This is a genomic window from Chryseobacterium sp. SN22, from assembly GCF_008329705.1.
Classification (GTDB): domain Bacteria; phylum Bacteroidota; class Bacteroidia; order Flavobacteriales; family Weeksellaceae; genus Chryseobacterium.
In genome coordinates this window covers 22,477-45,379 of sequence record NZ_VTSX01000029.1, presented here as the reverse complement: position 1 = coordinate 45,379, position 22,903 = coordinate 22,477, and the positions used below count along the sequence as shown (strand labels likewise).

Sequence of the window (22,903 nt, the reverse complement as noted above, 5' to 3'; positions counted from 1 at the left end):
TTATTGGTAAAGAGTACGACGGAGTATGACCCCAGACGAAAAGCACCTTCTACGGATAAACAAATACCTCAGCTCAGTAAATGGGCTGTATGACAATTTAGTGCGGGAAATAGCCTTACTGGTTGTAAACCTGAAGGTATCAGACAAGATGTTCCGGTGGAAGGATTATGGACGGATCACCAAGCAGGTGAATGAAGCTTTGATGACATATAATAATGGTCTGCTTTCCAGGATCAAAGTCTACACAGAATATGAATGGGATTTCGGAAATGCTAAAGTCAATGATCTGCTTGCCCAGAACCTCAACCAGGTAAAAAACAAGGTGCCGGCCGCTGCCTATGATGCACGTATGCGGAAAATCTCCACGCAGTCGGCTAATAAAAAAGCACTCGAAGCATTTCAAGAGCGAAAGAAGGGGAAATTCACCGTTTCCGAAAGAGTTTGGAATATCACAAAGCAGACTAAGGAAAACCTGGAAATTGCCGTGGGTGATGCGCTCAGTGAAGGTATGTCAGCGAAAGACCTTGCCCGAAAGATCAAACACAACCTCAACGAGCCCGATAAGCTGTTTCGCCGTGTGAGAGATAAGCACGGAAACCTGCAGCTCAGCAAAAACGCCCAGGCATACCATCCGGGCCAAGGCGTTTACCGGTCCGCTCATAAGAATGCCCTGCGATTAGCGGCCAATGAGATCAATACCGCATACAGAGAAGCCGAACAGATCCGCATCATGGGAAACAATGACATAGTAGGGCAGAAGATCAACCTAAGCCCTCAGCATACGGTTCCGGATATGTGCGACGAGCTGGCCGGATCCTACCCGAAGGATTTCAACTGGTCCAAATGGCATGTGTCATGTAAGTGTTTCCGGACTATGATCCTCAAATCACCGACTGAGCTAATCACCGAAATAAACAATGGGCAAAACCTATCCCCGGAAGCATCGGCAAACCATGTCGCTGAGGTGCCCCGGAATTTCTCTGCCTGGATTGCGGAAAACCGTGAAATGCTTGAAAGAAGGAAAAGTAAACCATATTTTATTCAAGAAAATACTAAATTTGTTAAATAAATAATCACAATAAAATATGGACAATTTAAATACAGAAAAGCGTGTAGAAAATTATGTTTATCTTATAAAGAAAAACTCAGAATTATTTGAAGGCAAAGATCATGTCAATACTTCTGAATTTAATGAAAAAGATGAACTGATTGCATTTATAATAATGTTTAAAATTCAAGGAGAAGAAGATAATTTTTATAATATTTACACAACTGAAAAAATCGCGCGATTACGCGATTTTTGTGGTAAGATTGTATTGATGTCTGAAATAGAAAACAATTCTGGTAAAATACCTATAATCTCTATTTAAAAGCATGATTTTTTAACTAAAGGAAATATGTAAAATAGTCTATATTTGCGCTGATCATTATGACGTCAGCAGAACACGCCGAATACGACCGCCTCACCGAAGGTATGGAAATGGACTTTATCGTCCTTACTGAATCTTTCATGGGGTACTGTGAAGAAATCATCTTCGGCCAAGACTATCCGGAAATAAAGTACTTCTGCTATCACCTGTACAATGATAATTATACATGCCGGATATTTCTCAGGCTTTCATGCCGAATTGAAAAGCTCTATAATAAAATAAATCCCGACCGATATCCGGAATTATCAAATGGTTTCGCAAACCTGCTTATTTATCTTAAAGAACCGATAGCCCGGGAAGCTGATCAGGACTACATAGCCGAAAATCACTCATACTGGCGCGGTGAAATCGTGAAGGATCCAGAGCTTGCTTATTCTGGAAGTTTTAGGAAGTATTTGTCTGCGTTATAAAAAAATCTTATTATTGTGAACTAACAAATAAAACTTTTAATTATGTTCATGACAGTTTTAACCGTTTTAGGAACTGCATATGTTAATATTAACAATATATGCACTATCGAAAAAGCAGGTAATGGTACTAGAATCAAAACAAATGATGGAAAAGAACTTCTTACTAAAGAAGAATTTGATGTAACAATTAGTAGATTAAAGAGAATTATTGACTAGTAAAAAAGCCTCAATTAAGAGGCTTTAACTTTTATAATTTCTGAGATTGTAATTGTTTTTCAATTTCCGTAGGTTCAAAAATTATGACGCTGTTTCGTAATAGTTTAGCTGGGAAAAACTTTAGAGATCCATCGTCACTCGTGGCGGTAAGAATGTCCCTTTCTTTTTTTAAACATTGTATTATTAAGTTTTTACAATTCTCAAAATCTGTCTCTGATACGCTTAGTATCTGCTCGCCAGTTACGTGTTTAATTTTAATAATTCTATCCATATATTAATTTTCCTTCAAAGTTAATTCTTTTCCGGTAAGCGCAAAATATAAATTTTGGAATTGGTGAACGTATTGTAATACTAATATTTCAGATCTCCCTGAAGATATAAGATACTCGTAATAGAAATGCTTATTATCATTATCGTATCTTATTTCTAAGATGCCATTCGACCAATAATTTTCAATCGTATTTATATAATCAAAATCCAGTAGCCATTCTTCTGTAAGGAGAATTCCGGCGATTTCGTCTAAATTGGGATTTTGACTTTCTGTATATGCAGAATGTTCTTTAATTACTGTTCCTAATTCAATAATCACGGATTTCTTTCCGATGGTTGTTATTATGCTGTGGCAGCCATTGTAATAAACATAGTTCCCTATTCTCAATTCTTTAGCGTCCATAATTCAAATTTAAGATTAAAAATCCCGACTTACTATTCTTCAGTCGGGAAAACACAATATATGAAAAAAAAGGTAAATCAGTTTTTTATGAAGTTTTCGATTTGCTCATAAAACCATTCTGTTAGGTACGCCTGGTGTTCATCATTGTAGAAGTCTGGTCGAAAACCTTTGTCAATGGATAGCAGGTTTACCAGATGAACCGATTCATGGGCTATTACTGAGCCATCAGGCGGACGATTGAAAGCTACAATATACTCTGTGCCCAAAGAGTCCGTTTCAGGCTTAAAAACGACGCCATCCATGTTCGGCAAGACTTCAATGCTGTACTTATCATTTACCGCTTTCCAGTCAGAGCAAAGGATCATCGTCAGCTCACCATGGTAGATCGGTATTTTAATCGTCTTCTCTTTCATCAGGTACCTCTTCAATAAGTTTCAATAAATTTGCTGCGTCTTCTGCAGATGCCGGCTGAGGTCGCTGCTTAAATACCAATCCGGATTTCGGAGACGCTCCGGTGATTGTCTTATCTGCGTGAACCGTAAGAGAATTCCAGATGTTTTCGTCCAGCTCTTTCTGATAGTTCGTGCAGAATGTCGTTCCATCGGCTTTACGAATGGTTTCTTTTTCGTAGCCTTGCTGTTCTAGGAAGTTGTAGAAATTAAAGTTGCTCATATTATAATTTAAAAAATTCTTTTTCAACACAAAATAGAACATGTTCTAAAGAATGTTCCATTTTGGTATTCATGCCTAAGATGGATTCTTTCTGTTTAATATAAAGCTCAGCATGATATTGTTTCAGTTCATCCAAAGAAGAAGTGTGCCAGCATTCATCACAAGTGGCAAAGCTCCCGCCGTTGCCACTTGTTTGAACAATTTTAGACTTAACCAAATTCCAAGGCTTACCACAGCATAGGCAATAAGAGTATTCGGGGTTTGCATCTCGTAGATGTTGGTTAGAATTGAATAGGACGCTTTTCATTTTAGTTAATTTTCGCTATTACTTTTGTTTTCGCAGCTTCCAGGGACTTAAATTTTATTTCCGGCGTACGGTAAATCAGTTCGTCGGTTCTGGTCCAGTTGGACTTTATTTCGTCTAAACTCATGACTATTATTGGGAATTAAGAATTAATTCTGTGTTGGTTAGGACATAAATGAAATTTTGTAATGAGTGAAGATCATAAATATCCGCAATTCCGTCAAACCTCAAAAAAGGCTTAGATATTATTTCGTCACCTACAAAAGATTTATAGACGATCCATCTACCTAACAATTTCAAATCTTTATATCTATATCCGTATGTTTTCTGAAAACCTAACCTTAAAAGTAAATCTTCGGTCAATTCGACGGGTTTGTATCTGTCAAAGAATTTTTTTTCAGCAATAAACAATTCTTTAAAATGCTTCGGTTCGATTTTAATGTTTTTATCTCTTACTGAATCATAAAGGGTAATTCCAACTCTTAAATCTTGAATATTCATCGTATTTTATTTTTAGGTTTAATAAATTTAGGTTTAAGGTTTTTCTTTCCGCTTGGGAGGATGCCGTATTTCTTCATGAATATGTATATTTCGTACATGCGTATTTATTTTGATGAATTAATAGTTTATTAATTTTTAACCTCTTCGAATTCGCCAGATGGCGCAAAATATTCTCTGCCGTCTGGAACTCTTATTACTGTCACTTCTCGAAAATAACCCATTCGCCTTTCAATAAATATTGCAGTAATTCCAGTTAAGATGTGTCTTAGCTTCATATCCTTTATTGTTTAAGCCCAAAGAGTCCGCCTTCGCAAGTAAGATGGATAATACTTTGATCCAAGTTTGAAATGTTAATTTCTCCATTTGAAACCATTTTCATTATGTCATAGTGAGATTTATTTAAAACCTTACCTAGGGTCATAACGATTGGAACTCCTATGTCGTGCCAATATTGTATATCGTAGGAATCCATAGTTTGACTTTTTACTATCCGATTATAAGCATCACTTAATTTCTCGATTGGAAAATTTGTTTCCTTTGAAAGGATTTGTAATCCATCTTCTACTTTTTTATTCATAAACTATAATTTTTATTAATCTTCTGAAACAAGCCATTTATAAGTCAATTCCCTTTTGAAAAGCGCAAGCTTAAAACCTTTCTTACGATATTCATAGCCTCCCCGGATCAGTTCTTCGGGGAACAGCTTGTTTGTGATCATTTTATTGATCTTACGTACATCTACCCGCATGAGTGAGGCAAGTTCATTTTTATCTATCAGCGGACGGCGCATTATGTCGTACAATTCCGCATATCTAAGGCTGTCTTTTCCAAGAAAATCAGCATGACGTTTATTAAAGATTTCATCCATATATCAAAAAACAGTTTATTAAACAGATACTTTAAGTAACAGTGCTAAATTACTTAAAACAATATTGTTATCCAATAGTAATTAAAATATTTTTGAGGTCAGTAAAATAATAATTAACAATCTAAGTAATGTTTGAAAAAATCCTAGCAGAGCTTAAAACCAAATACAAGAATTTGGGGTTAAGCGAAACAATTTTAAAAGCCAAAGCAAAACAGATTGAAAAGGCGGTTAAAACAGAAGGAGAAATTGCAGACGCAGTAGCAGGGGTAGAAGATGACCTGGCAATATTCCAGTCATTCGCTGACCAAAACAGAACGTTGGCAAAAAAGATTGAAGATTTGGAAAAGGCGAAAGGCACAGACCCGAAGTCGGCTGATCCAACGGACCCAAAACCAACAGATCCGCCAGCAAATCCGAATCCGGCACCAACGGGCGACGTTCCTGAATGGGCAAAGGCTATCATTGAAAGCAATAAAACGCTAGCGGAAAGCCTTACAGCCATGAAGACAAAGGAAGCACAGCAAACCAATGCTCAAAAACTGCAAGCAAAATTAACAGAACTGAAAGTGTCTCAAGCATATTTAGACCTTTTGCCGCAATCACCGACTGAAAGAACATTTCAAAATGATGAGGAAATTGAAGCTTTCGCAACAAGCCTAAAAGCCAAATCAGAAGCCTATGATCAATCGGTTGCAAACGGGGCACTGAAAAGCAATGCAACGCCATTATTCGGAGAGGCTAAAAAAGAGGGAGATGTTTCGCCTGATGTTCAATCTTACCTGGATTCTAAAAAACCAGCAAAAACCAATGAATAACATTAATACTGACTTCCAAGCGGGCCGGCAGATTGTTGTTTTCGATCAAATTGACGCTACCTACCCAGGCGGCGTGCATGTATCGAAGATAGATGCTGCAGCAAGGTTCACAAATGGAGTCATTCCAGCAGGAACCGTAGTAGTTCCTGATGCAGATGGAAGATACAAAGTGCTTAATGCAGCTTTGACAGCATCAAACCTTTCCGGGGCAATCGGGCTTGTAAGCCACGATATTAAAATTGATGATTACCCTTTAGCGGCGATTATCATGTCCGGAACCGCAAGAATTGACGCTTTGCCTGACCTTGAAAAGACGGGAATTGCCCTTTTGGCAAAAGCATTACCAAGAATCTCCTTCATCTAAAAAATAATAAGCAATGATTATTAACGCAAATAACATCGTACCGGAATTTTCGCAGCCAAATGCGCAAGCGATTATTAACGGTTATACATTGGGAGATTTAAAGTACAGAAACTATTTCCCTCTTCAATATAATACGGATCTATCATGGTCCAACCTGGAAGCCAATACCACCGCCAAAATTATGGCCGCGATGGTTTCTATCGGTTCAAAGGCACCAAGAGCGGGCCGTGAATTCGTAGAAGCTATCAAGGGAGAGTTGCCAAAGATTGAAAGAGCCAGAGACTTGGACGAGCATGACCTCATCAAGATTCAGCAATTGAGAAATGCAGTTCAATTAAATCCGAACAATCAGGCAATTAAAAACCAAATGATTGAAAAGATTTACGGCGACTCATCATATGTTCTGGATGCGGTAAACGCCCGTCTAGAATGGACAGCTAAGCAACTTTCTTCAACTGGAAAATTCAAAACCACTGTTGATAACAATGCCGGAGGTGTAGCGGATTTAACCATTGATTTTAAGGTTAAAATGCAAAATGCCATTAAAGACTGGTTTACAGCAGCAGACGCAAATCCTATTGCGGATATCAAAGCCATTCAAAAACTTGCCACTGATAAGAGCTACAGGTTTGTAACCATGACTATGGACCAAATGACAGCAAATCAGTTGGTGGAACTTAAAGCAGTGCAAGAGTTTGTATATGGTGTAGCTAACAACGGAGGTACTACGCAGTTCTTCACGCCAACGCTAGAGCAGGTAAATACTAGACTAACATTATACGGTTTGCCAACAATCAGAGTGTGGGACAGTGCTATTGCCCACGAAAACAAAGCCGGCCTGGTAACGTCAATCAATGGATGGGAGCCTGGAAATGTGCTGTTTTCCGTATCTACTCAGTTGGGTAACACTCAGTATACTACAACGCCGGAATTCAGTATGAGTTTCGGAGATACAACGGCACAGACAGTAGCTGAAGGTTTTACCTTGGTAAAAACATTCGGCGTTCAGGATCCTATCCTGGTTTCAACGAAAGCTACTGCTTTTGCACTTCCGGTGCTGAATGACACGAAGAAAAACGTAATTCTTAAAACGAAATTAGCATAAAATGAATATCGGGGAGTACATACAGGAAAAAATGTCTCTATGGTCGGTCGAATATTCCGATAGTATGATAGCCATCGAACTTTCTCGTATAGGTCTGTCTGCATCCGAAAGCATGTCCGGTGAAATAAACCTTGATCTTTTCTGGTACAATGTAATCCCCGAAATCATTTTAATGCCAAATTCTGTTTCTGAAGGTGGTTATTCCGTGAGCTACGATAAAGAAGCTTTACTGAAATACTATTCACTGATAGCCGGAAATCTCGGGAAGCCTGACAGATTTGCATCTAATACCATTACAGATATCACAGCAAAATGGGGGTAAAGCAATTTCCTTACATGATGAAAGTCTTCAAAAAGACTGAATCTACATATAATCCGGAAGACGGCAGCTGGTCCAATGGATCCGAAGGCTGGGAAACGGTGAGTAAGTGCCGGGACGAAGGAAATGGAGGCGGAAGCAAGATCGTAACAGAAGACAGTGAGGTCTATGTATACGGTGCTGTAGTTTACCTACCAAAAAGCTGTCCAAAAGTAGCAACAGGCGAAAAGATCCAGGTGATTGACAAAGATGGCAGTGTCCGACTAGAGGGAAACACCAAGCTCTTCAAAAAAGAACAGATGCACGCAAGATTATGGCTCTAAAGTTTAAAGGTGATCCAAGCGCAATCAATAAAAAGTTTCTCGATGCACAAAAGGAAATCAATGAGAAATTTATCCGGGTTCTACGGTATTGTGCAGAAGCAGCAATCAATGAAGCAAGAACGAATGGGTCCTACCGTGATGTTACCGGAAATCTCCGAGCCTCGAAAGGGTACGCAATTATTCTGGACGGGAAAATAGTAGAGGAAAACTTTACAGGTGCATCAGAAGGTGTTTCAAAGGGAAAATCTTTAGCACGTGAACTGGTAAGCCAGCAGCCTGAAATAGCCCTTGTAATTGTTGCCGGAATGAAATACGCCGCTGAGGTAGAAAGCCGCGGGAAAAATGTGCTCACCAGCGCAGAACAATTAGCAAAGACCATGGTGCCTAATCTACTAAAGCAGCTAAAATGAAAAAGACAGTATTCGATGGGAAGCAATGGATTTTTGAACTAATCTCACAGAGCCAGGTAAAAGCAATGGTTTCCGGATCCATCTATAAGGACAAGCGGCCGACCGGTAGTACCAAAGAAGATGTCGTTATCAATTCGATTTCAATGGACAATTCGTTTCTTCAGGATGGAGTTTTCAATGTTAATTTTTACGTGCCGATGCTTTCGGTATCAATTGCAGGAAGCACTCAGTACATGCCGAATAATAATCGGATGGCAGAGATTAGCAAAGCCGCAAGCCAGGCACTGGACAATGTTTTCAAGCCAGAATACAATCTTACAATTGTGAATCATAACACCTTCGAGGTGGAAGCAGAGAATGCAATATATATCAATTTCAGAATCAATTTAAAAGCATATAACTAAAAAATACATACAATGGCAGGACTTATTAACATTGGGGTAGCGTCCATCGCAATTGGAGCAATTGCTACTGATGGCGGTATGGGAACCACATTAGCCCCATTAGGTTTCACCGAAGAAGGATCCGCACAGATCAATATGGATGATCCTACGGAAACCGAATTCAATGTAGAAGAATTGGATACGCCAATCTGGATCGAATCAAAAGCCGGGAAAATTGCGGTTGCCTTCAAAGTAGCCAATCCTGACGAAGACACTTTAGTAAAGGTTTTCGGAGGAACTAAAACCGGTACCGGCGCGACAGCTGTCTACACATGGCCGCTGATTTCACAGGTTATCGAAAGATCAATCAAAATCACACCTAAACAGGGAATGGGTATTAACATTCCGAGAGCAAAGATCACCGCAAAATTCTCTTCTGAGATCGGAAGGGGTGCATTGTTAGGTGTTGAGGTTACCGGAACGGTACTACAGCCGACCAAAGCCGACGAACCGGCCCTTTCTACATTCAGAGTTTAATCAAAACCTAAAGCCTACCTCATGTAGGTAGGCTTTTCTCTTTAAAAAGCATGGAAAACTTAGAAAAGCAGGAATTAAACCTGCTGACCGGCGAAGGATACTATTTTGAAACCAAATTATTTGGCAAAAAAAAGAAATGGACGATCGGGAAAATTTCAATCGGGAAAATGCTGAGGTTATCAAAGATTTTCATCCGGATTAAAGTCGATGAAGAGGCTATTTCAAACGAAGATCTTTCTATACAAATACCCGCACAGTATGAAGCCGTAAGAAATAACGCTGAATTATGTGCCCAGGTAATTGCAACAGCGGTCGAAAGTAGGTATCCGAAATGGTTTTTGAAATGGCATTTCATGAACCATCTAAACAGTCAGGAAGTAAAAGACCTGGCATTTGAATTACTGAAATTTTCAGATTATCAAAATTTTATGATCTCTATGGCATTGATGAACGGAAACCGACCGACCAAAGCGAAGCCGATAGAGAAAACGGTCTAAAAACCATCTACGGGGTAATGGGGCAAATCTGTCACCACTTCGGATGGACCTTAGACTATTTGCTTTGGGAAGTGGACTGGCGGATAGTGCAGCGTATGCTGATCGATTCACCAACCTACGAAAGTGAAGAGGACAAAAAGAAGAAAAAAGACAAAAAACAAGTCATAAACCTTTCTGAACAAACATCAGAAGATTTCCTAGAAAACCTATTTAAGAAGAAATGAATACCAGTCAAGGAGCTTTATATTTCGGCGCAGGAATAGACCTAAATCAATTTAACCGAGATCTCGCGTCAATGCGAGCCGGAATTGCAGGTCTAACCCAAACCGCTGCAATAGAAACGCGTAGCATTGATGGGTATTTTAAAAATCTATCGGTGGGAATTGCCGGGTATTTCTCTGTTGGCGCGCTGAAAAGTTTCGCCATGGAACTTATAAATGTTCGTGGTGAATTCCAGAAGACAGAGATTGCCTTCTCTACTATGCTCGGAAGCGCGGACAAGGCAAAAGCCCTGATGGGGCAGATGGTCGATTTGGCCGCTAAAACCCCGTTTGGTCTTGATGAAGTATCTGCAGGGGCTAAACAGTTGCTCGCATTTCAGGTTCCTGCCAATGAAGTGGTAGACGTTCTCACCCGTATGGGTAACATTGCGGCTGGATTAGGCGTGCCGCTATCCAGAATTAACCTTGTTTACGGGCAGGTTAAGGCGAAAGGCAAACTGATGGGCGATGACCTTCGTCAATTTACGGAAGCCGGTATCCCGATGGTTGCCGAACTTGCCAAAAAATTCAATAAGACCACCGGTGAAATCACAAACATGGTTTCAGCTGGGAAAATTGGATTTAAAGACGTTCAGGATGTTCTCTTTTCAATGACGAATGAGGGAGGAATGTTCTTTAATCTAATGGAAAAACAATCAGCATCCCTTTCCGGTAAAATTGCCAACCTTGGCGATTCATGGGATCAGATGCTCAATAAAATAGGAGAAAGCAACGAAGGGGTAATATACGGCGGAATTGAAGCCCTGAATTACTTGGTTGAAAATTATAAAGACGTTTTGGATATCATCGAAACGTTGATCGTGCTTTACGGAAGTTATAAGGCAGCCGTTATCGTCACTTCTGCAGCTCAGACTTTTGCGAACAAAACAATTCAATCGGAGATTGCCCTTTTGAGCATTTCGGAAAAAATGAAGCTGGGCCGGGCAATGGTCACTCAAAGGCAAGCAGAGGCAACAGCCCGGGAAGCCGCCGCTGAGGTAGTAAGCACGCAGGAAAAGTATCGTGCCCTTCAAATAGAAGTTTCAAGTTTAGCGGCAAAAAAACAGACTTTAAGGCAATCCGGATTAAATGCGCTTGCAAAATTACAGGAAGCTAAAGTACAATTGTCTTTGGCGCAGCTTGAGCTTTCATCTATGCAGGCAGTTGGATCAGCCCGGGAAATTGAGATTGCACAGAAAAGAGTTTTAACGGCTCAAAATGCAGTTATTGCAGCACAGGAGACGGCTACCATTGCTAAAAATGCATCGGTCGCAAATTCTATTGCCTTCAGAACTCAAAAACAACTATTGGAAAACACTGCCAGAGCTATTGGCACAGCACAAGGGACCGCAGCGGTAGCAGCAGAGGCAGCCCAAACAGCTGCAAAGAACGCTAACGCAATTGCAACCACAAGGCTAACATTGGTTACTACTTTCCGAACTGCAGCTACTCAATTGGCCACACAGGCGCAAGCGTTGTTAAATGCTACGATGCTTAATAACCCAATCGTTATCGTTATTGCAGCGGTTGCCGCTTTGACTTATGCGTATTTCAAATTAAGAGATACGTCGACAGCTCTTACTATTGCGGAAAAAATCCTTAACGATGAGAGGGAAAGATCGACCAAAAGTATTGAGGAATTAAGATCGAAAACACAGGAACTGACATCTGTTATCAGTTCTGATACTTCAACCAAACTTCAGCAAATTGAAGCGTATAAAAGCCTTACTGATATTTATCCAGCGATCTTAAAAAACATGGACCTTGAGACGTTTAAAAAACTGAGTTCTACAGAAGCTCAGAAAAAATTAAACGCGGAAATCGATAAATACAGCACTCAAAATCTCCGTGATCAGGTTGCAAGGGCTAAAAGCAACATCGAAGATATTACAAAACGAATTGATGCCCTAAATGAAAGGCTGAAAAAAAGAGACGGTGATGCCGGAATATATCTTAGCCAACTTGAAAATGCTAAGAAGAATCTGGAAGCTCAGCAGATCGTATTAAGCAAATATAACGGCGAACTTGACGAAAGGTTGCATAATGAGAAGTTAGCATCAATGAGCCTGATTGAGCAGAAGAAATACTGGGAACAGCAGATTGACGCTATAAGCAGACAAATTTCAGCTCAGGAAAAAAGCAATAAAAAGAAATCTGAAGCTTTAGATAAATTGAGCAATATAAATTCTATGGTTAAAACAACCTCTTTAGAATTTATCAATTGGAATATTACTCCGCTTTTATCTCAGCTTAATAAAGCTCAGCAGGAAATCAACAAAATTAACAATGCTCAAAGCGGAAACGATGTCACCAAGAATAAAGCTTTCTGGGAAGAACAAAAGAAACAGGCATCAGAAGCTAATGATGCAATGTCCGGCAAGCAGATAGGCAGTGCTGCATGGAATGAAAATATCAAGAAGATCCGCGAAGCTACTGAGCAGCTGAAAAAATATGACTATTCGGATCGTGATTTATTAAAAGCACAGAAGGAAAGGGACCGGGAAAGAAAAAGACTTGAAAAAGGTGCAGAAAAATCATTTATCGAGGGATCAATAAAAAGATATGACCAGCAAATAAACTTGCTTGAAGAAGCAAAAGCAAGATCAGATGGCAAATCTGTTCGTCTTCGTTATGTTGACAAATACGGTAAAGAAAGGTATAGTGCAGAAGTCATTTCCGTTGAAGAAGCAAATAAAAGAATTGTAAAGCTGAACGAAGAGCGTGCTGCACGCGAAAAAGCGATCCGTGCTTATTCTTTTGAAGAGCAGATTACCGAATCTGAGCGTCAATGGAATAACTATTACAAAATGGCCGAATTCTATGGCAAGCAGTCGGCCGATGCACAGTATAAAGACCTTTTTAAAGGTTCTCAAAGTTATTTAGATTACTTGGAGAAACAAGCGCAGGCTTTAAAAGATTTGTCTGATCAAGGAATTCTTTCTGACAAACAAAAACAGGACTTAGTACTCCTTCAAGCAAAAATTCGTGAGCTTGATGGAACAGAAACCCCGCTAGAAAACTTCAAACGAGGTCTTGATAACGCTTTGAAGTCAATGCCTTCTTTAGTGGATCAGCTTGATTATCTGAATACAAAAGAATTTGAATTAGATAAGAAGGGCCCTAACACGAGTTTATCACTGGAAAGCAGAAAGGCTATTGAAGAAAACAGAAAAGCTATTATTCAGCAGCAAAAAGACACCTATCAGGAATTCATAACCGAACAAAGATCTTTTGAGGAAAAGAAATTAAGTATTGAGCAGAAGTATAATGATATCCGGAAAAAGATCGGCGAGGACCAAACATTAACGGATGAGCAAAGATTTAAGAAACTTGCTCAGACTACCAAAAAAGAAAATGAGGAAATAGGTTCTGCATCTTTAGAATCGATCAAGAAAACCGATCTATGGGTTAAAGCTTTTGGAGATCTGGAAAGAACCGGACCTAAAACCCTTGTTAAGCTGAAAAAAGGGCTTGAAGATTATTTGAAAACTACGGAAGGCAAAGGATTGCTACCTACCGAAATGAAGGAAGTTCAGGATCAAATAAAAAAACTGAACGATCTTATAAATTCTAACAATCCATATAAAGCTATAGGTGTCGCTGTAGATGTTTACAGAAAAAAGCGTGAGGAATTAAATGCAGTTGAAGCTAAATCCGGTAAAAGTAGCGATGCTTATGGGATTAAGCTAGAAGAAACAAAGCAGGCTTTTGTAGGTATTGTCGACGCTTCGGGTAATGCTGCAAAAGCAACCCTAGAAACCATTGGATCTATGAGTGATGCATTTGGTGGTATGACTGACGAATTAAAGCAAACGCTAAATGACGTTGAGCAGCTTACCGCAGGTGTAATTAATGCTGTAGCTGGATATTATTCCGGTAATACAGGTCAGATGATTTCAGGTATCATATCTGCAATTGGAGCCGTTGTGAAATTAACAAATGGTGATTCTGAAAGAGAAAGAAAAATCAAACAATGGAGCAATGCGATAGAAGATCTTAAATATCAGTACTCTGAACTACAAAAAGCAATTGAAAAGACGGCTGGTGAGTCACAGTTGAAAATGCAGGAAAAGCTTATTGATAATTTGAGAGAGCAGCAAAAAATCCTCGCTGATATTAGATCAAAAGAAGCCCAGAAGAAAAAGGCTGATCAAGACAAGATAGCATCCTATACACGGCAGATTGAAGAAATAAATTCGGCTGTCCAGAAAATTATTGATGACTTTAGAACCAGTATTACTACTGTAGAAGTTGAAGATTTGGCATCCAATATAGGTGATGCGATTATTGATGCATTCAGTAAAGGGGAAGATGCTGCCAATTCATTCGACAAAGTAGTTGATGATGTCATGCGGAATGCAGTGGCTAATGCTTTAAAAATGAAATTCCTGCAACCAGCCGTTGAAAAAATGGTCGATCAGCTTTACTCGTCCATGGGGTTTGGCAATACAGGAGGAGCTACACCTGAGCAGATTAATACGCTTAAGACGTACGAACAAGCGATTGCTAATATTAACGAAAAATTAAAGACTGCAAGCCCTATAAGTGCATCATCGTTAGAAAGTCAGAAGAAGTACTATCAGGAACTCATTGCCCAGTTGAAAAGTCAGATTTCGACAGCAGAAATTACCGGTTCATTTGATGGCTTAACGGAAGAAGAACGTAAGAAGATTAAAGAACTGGGAACAACGGCGATGCAACAGTATACAGATGCATTGGAACAATACAAGGATCTTTTCGGTGAATCTGCGGAAACAGCTCAGGGACTTAAAGGAGATATCAAAGGAATAACAGAAAAAACAGGCGGAGCATTAGAAGGTCAGTTTAACGCTGTACGGATTAATATCGGTGAAGTATTAAAGATTATGCAGGGTAACAAGATCCTGGATAATGCTAAAATCAATCTTCTAACACAGATTGAAGTGAACACAAGAAGACTGCATAATATCGACAAGAACATGCAAGAATTAAACTCTAAAGTAAAATACGGCGCTGCCGGAATACCATAATGAAAGAACAGATATTAACAATGGCTAGAGAGGCGGGCTTATGTCAGCCATGGCAGGAAAAGATAGTGCAGGATTCTTCTATTGAAAATCTTTGCAAGATGTATTTCGCCGGTGATGATTGGGCAATGGAGAAAGATTTTCCCTCGCTTGAGGTCCTGAGACATTTCCGGGGACAGACAGAAGTTTACGGGCTGTTCACAGATTATACCGGAATGCCGAACAATCTATCAAAGGCGGCTTTTTTCGGGTCTTCTAATGTTCAGTTGACATATACCGCCTTTTCGGTTTCGCAGCTGATTTTAAGACACCAGACAGAAGCGAAGATCCGGGTTTGTGATAATGCGGTTTTGATCATTAATATTCTGGATGCGGCAAAGCTGAATATTGAGTGTATTGACAATGCCAGGGTAGAGGTTTTTGCATACGGAAATGAAAATATAAAAATGCTGGGTGATGTGAGAATTCACAAATCAAAGTTTTAAAAATGAGTGAAGTAAAATATTCTTTAAACGGTAAGCAATTCAAGGATTTCGGAGTCTATGTTTCGGAGTCGTCAAACCTTGCGGGCATGCTGGAAAGGAAACAAATCACTCAATATGACTGGGCAGAGTATCACGGTATCTCACCGGATCTTTCCCGTCCGCGATATAAGGAAAGGGAAATTGAATTGAAATGCTTTATCCGGGGCGAGAACTGGGAAGATTTATTTGCAAACTTCCGAGATCTGGTTATTTCAGACTTTTCAAAGGCCGGAACACAAAGACTGCAGGTTCAGCCTATGGGCTTTAAAACACTGGCTTATGAGGTATTCATGAAGGATGAAGTGCAGATTGAAAAGCAGTTTTCACAAGGCGAAATGTTCGCTACGTTCACCCTGAAGATGATCGAGCCAAATCCGATTAAAAAGATCTTTAAAACCTCGCTGGATTCTTTTCGGTTAAAGTACGATTCACCTTCTGAAACAGAAATCTTCATTGGCGATGGAACAAAGCTGATAGGCCGTGGAAATGTGAACTTTCTTTTTGACTACTCAGAACCAACTTATCAGCCATCCGGGATTTCTCTTGTTCAAGGCAGTGCATTTAACAATACGTATTATGAGATGTACACGATACCATCCGGAGAATTGGTCTATCAGTTTTCGGTAAATGTAACGTTATCGACGGCAAAAAACATCATTCTATACGTGATCGGACGGAAACCGGATAATACCTACGGTTTGGTGAAAGCAAGCGCAATCATGAACGGCAACACCGGCCTGAATACAATCAGTACAACCTCGGAAATAAATCTGGACGATTATGCTAAATTCTTCTTCAAAGTTCTGGACAGCCAAGGTGCAGAAATACCCGGAATCGTTTACTCAAACCCGTGGATTGAAACCGCTGAGGTCGTCGGAGAATGGCAAAACATGCTCGGGAAAGAAAAAATCATCATTATAGCAGGTGATATTGATGATGTCAAAAACGTAGAGACGCCTGCAGAAATCATTTGGGATAAAATTTAAAATATATACAATGTCAGGAACAGTAAACGGGAACAATAATCAGGTTACCATTAATATAACCGACACGATACCGCCAGATAATATGGCCACGATTGATAAAAATGGTCTTGTTGGTAATACTTACACCAAAACTCAATTTGATCAATCTTTTTCAGCGAAAGCTAATGAAATCGATACCAAAATTGAGAACATTCAACAAATGGTGGAGTCTGACTTTAAAGGCACTTTGAAGCCTACAGATACAGCTCCAACAGAGGATGGTTCATATAAGCCGGAAGTATCATCCAACGATGATAAACCGGCTGATCCAAACAGTACGGCCGATTGGGGAAAGGTCTATGCAAACGCCGGGAACCTGCGGGCCAAAGAAGGATATGATACTATGTTCTATAAAAAAGGTATTACTTGGAAAAAATCAGAATCAAAAATGCCGAATACCGCAGCAAAGATTTTTAATACCAATGATAATGAAAATCCATCAACGATGAAGGCTGCAGCGGATCGATACGATCCCGCTATCACTGCGCTTGGTAATTTTGCGATTGCCCCTGGTTCTAACACGATCAAAAATTATGCTTGGGCAGATTCTGAACAAATACTTTTTGGAATTGCTCCACAATCAGGGCTTCTAAAAAGTAACAATACTATTGAATCCTACTCATCTCCTGATTATGGTTTTAAGATCTGGTTAAATATCCCGGTTGTAACATTTGACTTTTTGACTTTAAATTTTACCCGAATCGGTGGTAGTGTTTCTAATCCAAGTTATGTTAATTTAATAGGCAAAAAGCCTAATGGCTCATTGGATTTTATTGTTAAGCCAGATCACGATCCCGCGACGGGTCAATTAGAAAATGTAAGCGTAGATGTTACGGGCTATTCATCAATTTCCATTATGCTTACAGCGAAAAATACTGATACGGTAAAACCGTCTTTGACTTTTATTAAAAAAAATGGAGCACTAGAATTTGACGCGGTAAAAAAGTATATTGATTCAAAGACTGCCACCAGCTCACATACGGCAAATTACATTGACCTTATAGACTATGGCTGTAAGGGTGATGGTGTTACAGATGATACGCTTAAATTTAATGAGGCTATTGTAGAAGCTTTGTCTTCCGGCCGTGCCCTATATGGTAGGTCTAATACTTTTAAAGTGAGTACGCTAAATGTGCCTGCTGTAAACACTTGGAAAAAATTGGAGATATTTGGCGACTTTATGCCTATACCTACTTATGGTACTATTGGTAATATACCCGATTATGCGCAGATACAAAAAGGAATGCGTATTATTTCCGGATGGGCAGGCACCACGCAAAACATGGGCGTTTTGCTTGTGCAAAACAATCCTAACCTATTTGATAACTTTAACTTCATAACCCTTGTTTTACGTAATTTGGTTATTTCAACTTACGATAATCCCAAATTAAGCGGGGTTCAGGCTTATAATGCTCAACAATTGATTATGCATAATGTGTTAATTGACACAGGTGTATATAATGTGGCTAGTTTAGAGCCAACGTACGAAACAGCTGCTGTAGTTACGCCGCATAACTCTAATGGAGCAAAAAATACACTACGTAACGTAATGGCATCGGGATATTTCACAGGGATTTCTATTCATGAACACACTGACGGGGATGATATAGCAATTCATAGTTGCAAGCACGCACTACGATTTAGAAATGCAGATCATGCCAGCTATTTTGGCCGGGTATTGTCTCAGCGGAATACTAATGTCGTAACTGTGGAAGGTCAACATCTCTTTACTATAGCTCAGCTTAATATGGAATATGTTGGGTCAAATCAATCTGATAGCACTAATGCGTGGCAAAAGGTGCAATACGAACTCAACGATCCGAGTAATTTAGCAATGGGAAGCATTACGTATGCCAATGTACGCGGAGGAGTTGGGAAGGTTCCTTATTTTCGAATTAACGGCGGATCTGGGGTTATTGTAAAACGCGTGGGTAGTGATACAAGATTAACAGGAGCCGGCATTGCTGATCCTAACCCTGTTACTTAACGGTCACGTAAACGCATAAAAGGCTGTTCTACGTATTTGTACATCAATATTGAAGCTGTAATCGTCGCGACCCAAAATAATATAAACTTAATCCATATATTCAGAGTAAGAGGTTGCAATATCAAAATAGAGATTACGGTTAAATTGAGAAGATACATAGAATAGGAAATAAGACTTCCTTTTGTAATAATGCTATTTAAAAAAGGAAGTTTTGTTTCTCCCATATAATAAAATTTTGGAACCATTAATAAAATAGAAAAAGGGCAAAGAATAAAATATAGAACGCAGGTATAAAAGTTATATGAAAAAAAGTAGTCGCAATATATTTTGTTAGCAAAAAATGTTATCACGCCAATTACGAATAAAAATGATCTGTTTTCAGTGAAAAAATCTTTCTTATAATGGTAAAACCATGCGCCCAAAACACCAACGAATATACTGTCTAATCTGGTAATAACAGGAGATCGTAATAATGTATCCCACTGTTGTATAGAGGCGATATTGTTACAATGAAAGATGTACGATCTAATGAGCAAGGAGAAAATTAATATTATAAAAAAAGAAATCAATACGATTTGTTTAATGTTTTTACTTAATGAAACTGAAAGCAAAAAAATCAGAAGCGGCATTAATAGATAAAACCATTCTTCGATGGCGAGAGACCATGATTCAGCGAAAAAATTATATTTGTGTATAACAAGATTCTGAGCGAAAAATAATGATTTAGTAAGGTATTCTCTGTTAATGTAATTATGACTAATCAACGATATAAATATGATTAGTAAAATAGTAAAATAATATGCGGGTAAAGTTCTAAACCAGCGTCGTTTCCAGAAGGAGAGAATATTAGAAAAGTTTAAGGTATGTTCAAAATCTCTGATTAATATTCTTCCAATAAGAAAACCTGAAAGGACAAAAAATATTAGAACACCATCGGTGATGAATTTGTGAACAAAATAATAACGTTCAGGCAATACTGTTATAGAGTGACTAACAAGAACGGTAAATATTGCAATAAATCGAAGCAAATCAAGTCCGAAATTACGCTTTTCTGGAATTTCGAGTTTAAATAAATTCTTCATGATCATTATTTGAGCCTCAAAAATAAATAAAAATGAACAACATAACACTATACAGAAACGGAAATCCTATTTTCAATTTGATTGAGAACGGAAAAAGGACGGTAGACAGCGCATCCATTAACCGGGTGCTGCTGTCTGACGATTCACTTTCTATAAAGCTGAATTCCGTTTCTGTATTGGATATACGGATCAATGATTACTTTGTTGTGTTCGGGTCGCTGTACAGGATCAACGTGCTGCCATCTGTGGATAAAAAAAGTAATTCACAGTACGAGTATAACATCACGGCGCAGGGCCTCATGTTTGACCTGCTGAGGTGTAAGTACTTCAACGCTGATGCAACCGGCTTTGGGTCTAATTTGGAATTTCCGCTGATCGGGACGATTGAGACTTTCCTTGTTGCCCTTCGCAATAACATGAAGCGTTTCGCATCAAACTGGGAAATCGGCACCTTTACCAATGGTGAGACCAAAACTATCACCTTTGGGGATGATACATGCCTTTCCGCCCTGCAGAAGATCTGCTCGGAATTCAAAACAGACTTTTGGATCAAGGTGGAAGGCGACAAGTTTGTGATCCATACGGGTAACTTCGGTAAAACGGTGCCTATTCAGTTCGAGTACGGAAAAGGCAAGGGCTTGTACTCGCTTTCCCGGACCAATGTTGATGACAACAACATAGTGAACCGGCTGTATGTTTTCGGCGGTTCTGAGAATATTCCGAACGAATACAGCAATTTCAGCACAAAATTAAAACTGCCAAATTCTGATTTCATCGAAGATCAGGCTTCTGTACTGTCATTCGGATTGAAAGAAGGATCGATTAATTTTGATGAGGTATACCCGCACAGAACTGGCAAGGTAACGGCATTGGGTGGTAGCAAATTTAAGTTTGTTGATAACACCATGGATTTTGACCTGAACGCCAAAAATACGGATGGCTCAACGAAATATCTGGTTGCCGGCACGTCCGCTAAAGTTCACTTTAATACTGGTAATCTGGCAGGTTATGAATTCGAGATCAAAAAGGGCGGGTATGATCATGCATCTAAAACCTTCGAGATCATTCCTTTCAAAAACGATCAGGGCCAGAGTTTTCCGGATGAGGCGGCCGCGGCATTTCAATTTGAAGTAGGCGACGAATACGTCATCCTGGATATTGTAATGCCTGAAAGCTACATCACGGCCGCCGAAAATGAGCTTCTGCAGAAGGGTTTAGAACAGTTTGAACTGAACAAAACCGCTAAGGTCTCTTATTCAATGGAAGTAGATCCGGAATACATGAAGAAAATCGGCGTCGGTAAATTCGACATTGGCGATTATATCCGGATCGTTGACGAGCCGCTAAAGATTGATAAGATTTTGAGGGTAAATCAGGAAACGGTAAACTTTATTGAGGGAGGAGAATGGAATCTGTACCGAACAAAGATAGTGATTGCCGATTCATACGAGATAAATTACGCATCGCAGCTGATTCTGGATATTAAGGAAATTAAGAACGTAATGTCAATCACCAACCTTGGACAGATTAATTACTCTAAACTGGGCCTGAAAACCACGCAGGAACTTCAGAACCTGGTTTTTGATACTGATGACTATTTCAACCCAGAAAATATCCGTCCGAATTCGATTGAAACCAATATGCTTTCCGTGGGGGCAAAATCGCAGCAGATCAGCTGCTCGGTGGTTTTCTTCGTCATGTACGAGAATAATCCGAATAAAATAAAAGCAAATGCCGGCAAGATCTACAGCCAGACGATGGATAAAGAATGGGATATAGCCGAAAAAATCGAGACCATCCCGGACAATGACTACCGATACGTCTACGGAGCATGCAGTAAGACCGGCACGACCGGCACCATAGTTTTCACGAAAGAGCAAATCAAATTCGATTCAGACCCGAATGATTATTATTTCCTGATTGGGATACTGCATACTGTTGTGGATAACGTCCGGGTGCTTTCTATCACAGTCGGGACTACTACCATCAACGGCGGGCTGATCCGGACCGGGATAATTTCCTCGCTGGACGGGCAGATGACAATAAACCTGGATACACAAGAAATCAAGGCTAAAATCAAATTCCTTGGCGGCTCCGATGGATTTACGTCGATTGATGGCGGCGTGCTAATGTCTGAAGTGATAGAAGTTGGTAACGGAGCAGTACAGAATGCATTTATATCCGGTAAAACCGATGCGGGTGATACTACAGGCACGAGTGTTCGATTCGGAGCCGGCGCAGATTACGACGCCAGGAACACCGCGCCTTTCCGCGTCCAACATAATGGTAAAATGTATGCTACAGATGCACATATTGAAGGTTATGTGAAAGCGGTAGACGGCGAGTTTACCGGAACAATAACAGCTCTTTCAGGCTGGTTTGGAACAGGCGACAAAGGCTTTACGGTTTACAGCGATGGGATCAAAACAAGAAATGGCTTTATCTGGATTGGGGATCAAGCAGGTTTTGGACAAGACAATGGGCAGGCTTTGCTTCTAACAGATGGAAATGGGCAACCATCAATAAATCTCCAAAATGAACGAATATCATCTTTAGGTAAAACCGGAATATCTATATCTGTAGATCGTGGCGCAACCAATGTTGCACTTCAAATCAAATATGGCGGTGTAAGAGTGTATAGTAATTCAACTGGTTGGCGCGACGGATTTACAGGAACCAAAAATGTCAACGGTGTATCAATGCAATTCATTAACGGGTTCTACGTAGGATAACAAAAGAATAATTATATAAAATGAACAAATATAATGAGGGCGCTAAACTGATTGAAGGGCGAATGACGTTTGTCCAGGAATTCCTGCAGAAGAAATACGGGTTCGGCATTCTCTTTTTCTTTCTGTTGACAGGTGCCGGATTGGGATTTTGGTGGTTTAATGAGCAAGGAAAGAAAGAAGGGGCAAAATCATCTCAGATTGAAATTGCAGCGCGGAAAGCTATTAGAAAAAACGATTCATTGACCATCGAGAAATTGAGATCTGACATAACTGAAAAAGAAGTTGAATTGGTAACATGCCGATCCGAACTAGAAAAGAAACAGGATTTTTCGCAACTAAAAAAATCACTGCAGCAGAAGATCGAAGAGGCCGACGAAATTAACCGGATGTTCCGGAGGGAAACCATCCCACAAACTAAGAAATTGAACAAAAATTTAAAACAAATAGTAAATCAATAAGC

At 39.6% G+C, this 22,903-nt stretch carries 29 protein-coding genes; 20 read left to right on the top strand and 9 right to left on the bottom strand.

Translation table 11 applies throughout. From position 1 onward, the window contains the following. Positions 1–25 precede the first annotated feature (25 nt). Genes FY557_RS17580 through FY557_RS20185 form a run of 4 tightly spaced genes read left to right on the top strand, consistent with a single transcriptional unit; the run spans position 26 to position 2,056 of the window. Entirely contained in the window at positions 26–1,069 is a 1,044-nt protein-coding gene (locus tag FY557_RS17580; protein ID WP_149248552.1) for a hypothetical protein, read from the top strand. 16 nt (positions 1,070–1,085) lie between these two features. After that, positions 1,086–1,370, top strand: a complete 285-nt coding sequence (locus tag FY557_RS17575; protein WP_149248551.1) for a hypothetical protein — start codon at positions 1,086–1,088, stop codon at positions 1,368–1,370. 59 nt (positions 1,371–1,429) lie between these two features. Then, on the top strand, positions 1,430–1,840 hold the full coding sequence (locus FY557_RS17570; RefSeq protein WP_149248550.1) for a hypothetical protein: 411 nt from the start codon (positions 1,430–1,432) through the stop codon (positions 1,838–1,840). Between the two features lie 42 nt (positions 1,841–1,882). Then, positions 1,883–2,056, top strand: coding sequence for a hypothetical protein (locus tag FY557_RS20185; protein ID WP_228451827.1), 174 nt, complete (start codon positions 1,883–1,885; stop codon positions 2,054–2,056). 274 nt (positions 2,057–2,330) lie between these two features. On the opposite strand, the gene FY557_RS17565 is transcribed toward FY557_RS20185, so the two are convergent. From FY557_RS17565 to FY557_RS17535, 8 genes are all read right to left on the bottom strand, one after another. Continuing rightward, positions 2,331–2,729 carry a hypothetical protein gene (locus tag FY557_RS17565; RefSeq protein ID WP_149248549.1) on the bottom strand — a complete coding sequence of 133 codons (399 nt, stop codon included), beginning with the start codon at positions 2,727–2,729 and terminating at the stop codon, positions 2,331–2,333. A gap of 77 nt (positions 2,730–2,806) precedes the next feature. Then, positions 2,807–3,142: a hypothetical protein gene (locus FY557_RS17560; protein ID WP_149248548.1), complete on the bottom strand. Its 336-nt coding sequence runs from the start codon at positions 3,140–3,142 to the stop codon at positions 2,807–2,809. After that, positions 3,123–3,401, bottom strand: coding sequence for a hypothetical protein (locus FY557_RS17555; protein ID WP_149248547.1), 279 nt, complete (start codon positions 3,399–3,401; stop codon positions 3,123–3,125). The genes FY557_RS17560 and FY557_RS17555 overlap by 20 nt, the downstream gene beginning before the upstream one ends. A gap of 1 nt (position 3,402) precedes the next feature. Continuing rightward, complete coding sequence (locus tag FY557_RS17550; RefSeq protein ID WP_149248546.1) at positions 3,403–3,708, bottom strand: hypothetical protein; 306 nt, start codon at positions 3,706–3,708, stop codon at positions 3,403–3,405. A 1-nt stretch (position 3,709) separates the two neighbouring features. Then, positions 3,710–3,832, bottom strand: coding sequence for a hypothetical protein (locus FY557_RS20495; RefSeq protein ID WP_262713557.1), 123 nt, complete (start codon positions 3,830–3,832; stop codon positions 3,710–3,712). 5 nt (positions 3,833–3,837) lie between these two features. Beyond that, entirely contained in the window at positions 3,838–4,206 is a 369-nt protein-coding gene (locus FY557_RS17545) for a hypothetical protein (RefSeq protein ID WP_149248545.1), read from the bottom strand. 280 nt (positions 4,207–4,486) lie between these two features. Then, positions 4,487–4,783 carry a hypothetical protein gene (locus tag FY557_RS17540; RefSeq protein ID WP_149248544.1) on the bottom strand — a complete coding sequence of 99 codons (297 nt, stop codon included), beginning with the start codon at positions 4,781–4,783 and terminating at the stop codon, positions 4,487–4,489. A 15-nt stretch (positions 4,784–4,798) separates the two neighbouring features. Continuing rightward, entirely contained in the window at positions 4,799–5,074 is a 276-nt protein-coding gene (locus tag FY557_RS17535; RefSeq protein ID WP_149248543.1) for a hypothetical protein, read from the bottom strand. A gap of 128 nt (positions 5,075–5,202) precedes the next feature. Here FY557_RS17535 and FY557_RS17530 point away from each other — a divergent pair, with 128 nt between their 5' ends. The 14 genes from FY557_RS17530 to FY557_RS17465 are packed head-to-tail and all read left to right on the top strand — an operon-like array spanning position 5,203 to position 18,629. Further along, positions 5,203–5,889, top strand: a complete 687-nt coding sequence (locus FY557_RS17530) for a hypothetical protein (RefSeq protein WP_149248542.1) — start codon at positions 5,203–5,205, stop codon at positions 5,887–5,889. Continuing rightward, the gene (locus FY557_RS17525; RefSeq protein ID WP_149248541.1) at positions 5,882–6,253 is read left to right on the top strand and encodes a hypothetical protein; all 372 of its coding nucleotides are present in this window, start codon (positions 5,882–5,884) and stop codon (positions 6,251–6,253) included. Before FY557_RS17530 ends, FY557_RS17525 begins: the two co-directional genes overlap by 8 nt. A 13-nt stretch (positions 6,254–6,266) precedes the next feature. Next, on the top strand, positions 6,267–7,358 hold the full coding sequence (locus FY557_RS17520; protein ID WP_228451826.1) for a major capsid protein: 1,092 nt from the start codon (positions 6,267–6,269) through the stop codon (positions 7,356–7,358). 1 nt (position 7,359) lies between these two features. Beyond that, positions 7,360–7,680, top strand: coding sequence for a DUF6706 family protein (locus FY557_RS17515; protein WP_149248540.1), 321 nt, complete (start codon positions 7,360–7,362; stop codon positions 7,678–7,680). Positions 7,681–7,694: 14 nt separating this feature from the next. Beyond that, the gene (locus FY557_RS17510) at positions 7,695–8,000 is read left to right on the top strand and encodes a hypothetical protein (RefSeq protein ID WP_228451825.1); all 306 of its coding nucleotides are present in this window, start codon (positions 7,695–7,697) and stop codon (positions 7,998–8,000) included. Continuing rightward, complete coding sequence (locus FY557_RS17505; RefSeq protein WP_149248538.1) at positions 7,991–8,410, top strand: hypothetical protein; 420 nt, start codon at positions 7,991–7,993, stop codon at positions 8,408–8,410. The genes FY557_RS17510 and FY557_RS17505 overlap by 10 nt, the downstream gene beginning before the upstream one ends. Next, a complete protein-coding gene (locus FY557_RS17500) occupies positions 8,407–8,814 on the top strand; it encodes a hypothetical protein (RefSeq protein ID WP_149248537.1) in 408 nt (135 codons plus the stop codon). The genes FY557_RS17505 and FY557_RS17500 overlap by 4 nt, the downstream gene beginning before the upstream one ends. Before the next feature lie 12 nt (positions 8,815–8,826). Beyond that, positions 8,827–9,330, top strand: a complete 504-nt coding sequence (locus FY557_RS17495) for a hypothetical protein (protein ID WP_149248536.1) — start codon at positions 8,827–8,829, stop codon at positions 9,328–9,330. Between the two features lie 50 nt (positions 9,331–9,380). Next, positions 9,381–9,827 (top strand): hypothetical protein, encoded by a 447-nt coding sequence (locus FY557_RS17490; protein WP_149248535.1) that lies wholly within the window; start codon positions 9,381–9,383, stop codon positions 9,825–9,827. A 17-nt stretch (positions 9,828–9,844) separates the two neighbouring features. Continuing rightward, complete coding sequence (locus FY557_RS17485) at positions 9,845–10,051, top strand: hypothetical protein (protein WP_149248534.1); 207 nt, start codon at positions 9,845–9,847, stop codon at positions 10,049–10,051. Further along, a complete protein-coding gene (locus FY557_RS17480) occupies positions 10,048–15,096 on the top strand; it encodes a tape measure protein (protein WP_149248533.1) in 5,049 nt (1,682 codons plus the stop codon). Before FY557_RS17485 ends, FY557_RS17480 begins: the two co-directional genes overlap by 4 nt. After that, entirely contained in the window at positions 15,096–15,578 is a 483-nt protein-coding gene (locus tag FY557_RS17475) for a hypothetical protein (RefSeq protein ID WP_149248532.1), read from the top strand. The genes FY557_RS17480 and FY557_RS17475 overlap by 1 nt, the downstream gene beginning before the upstream one ends. Before the next feature lie 2 nt (positions 15,579–15,580). Beyond that, positions 15,581–16,603, top strand: coding sequence for a hypothetical protein (locus tag FY557_RS17470; RefSeq protein ID WP_149248531.1), 1,023 nt, complete (start codon positions 15,581–15,583; stop codon positions 16,601–16,603). Between the two features lie 10 nt (positions 16,604–16,613). Beyond that, complete coding sequence (locus FY557_RS17465; RefSeq protein ID WP_149248530.1) at positions 16,614–18,629, top strand: glycosyl hydrolase family 28-related protein; 2,016 nt, start codon at positions 16,614–16,616, stop codon at positions 18,627–18,629. On the opposite strand, the gene FY557_RS20650 is transcribed toward FY557_RS17465, so the two are convergent. Further along, positions 18,626–19,711 carry an acyltransferase family protein gene (locus FY557_RS20650; protein ID WP_185151762.1) on the bottom strand — a complete coding sequence of 362 codons (1,086 nt, stop codon included), beginning with the start codon at positions 19,709–19,711 and terminating at the stop codon, positions 18,626–18,628. The two genes, FY557_RS17465 and FY557_RS20650, sit on opposite strands and share 4 nt — an antisense overlap. A gap of 32 nt (positions 19,712–19,743) precedes the next feature. Here FY557_RS20650 and FY557_RS17455 point away from each other — a divergent pair, with 32 nt between their 5' ends. Together FY557_RS17455 and FY557_RS17450 are read left to right on the top strand one after the other, a co-directional pair. Continuing rightward, positions 19,744–22,443, top strand: coding sequence for a phage tail protein (locus FY557_RS17455; RefSeq protein ID WP_149248528.1), 2,700 nt, complete (start codon positions 19,744–19,746; stop codon positions 22,441–22,443). A 20-nt stretch (positions 22,444–22,463) separates the two neighbouring features. Next, complete coding sequence (locus FY557_RS17450) at positions 22,464–22,901, top strand: hypothetical protein (protein ID WP_149248527.1); 438 nt, start codon at positions 22,464–22,466, stop codon at positions 22,899–22,901. The last annotated feature ends 2 nt before the right edge of the window (positions 22,902–22,903 follow it).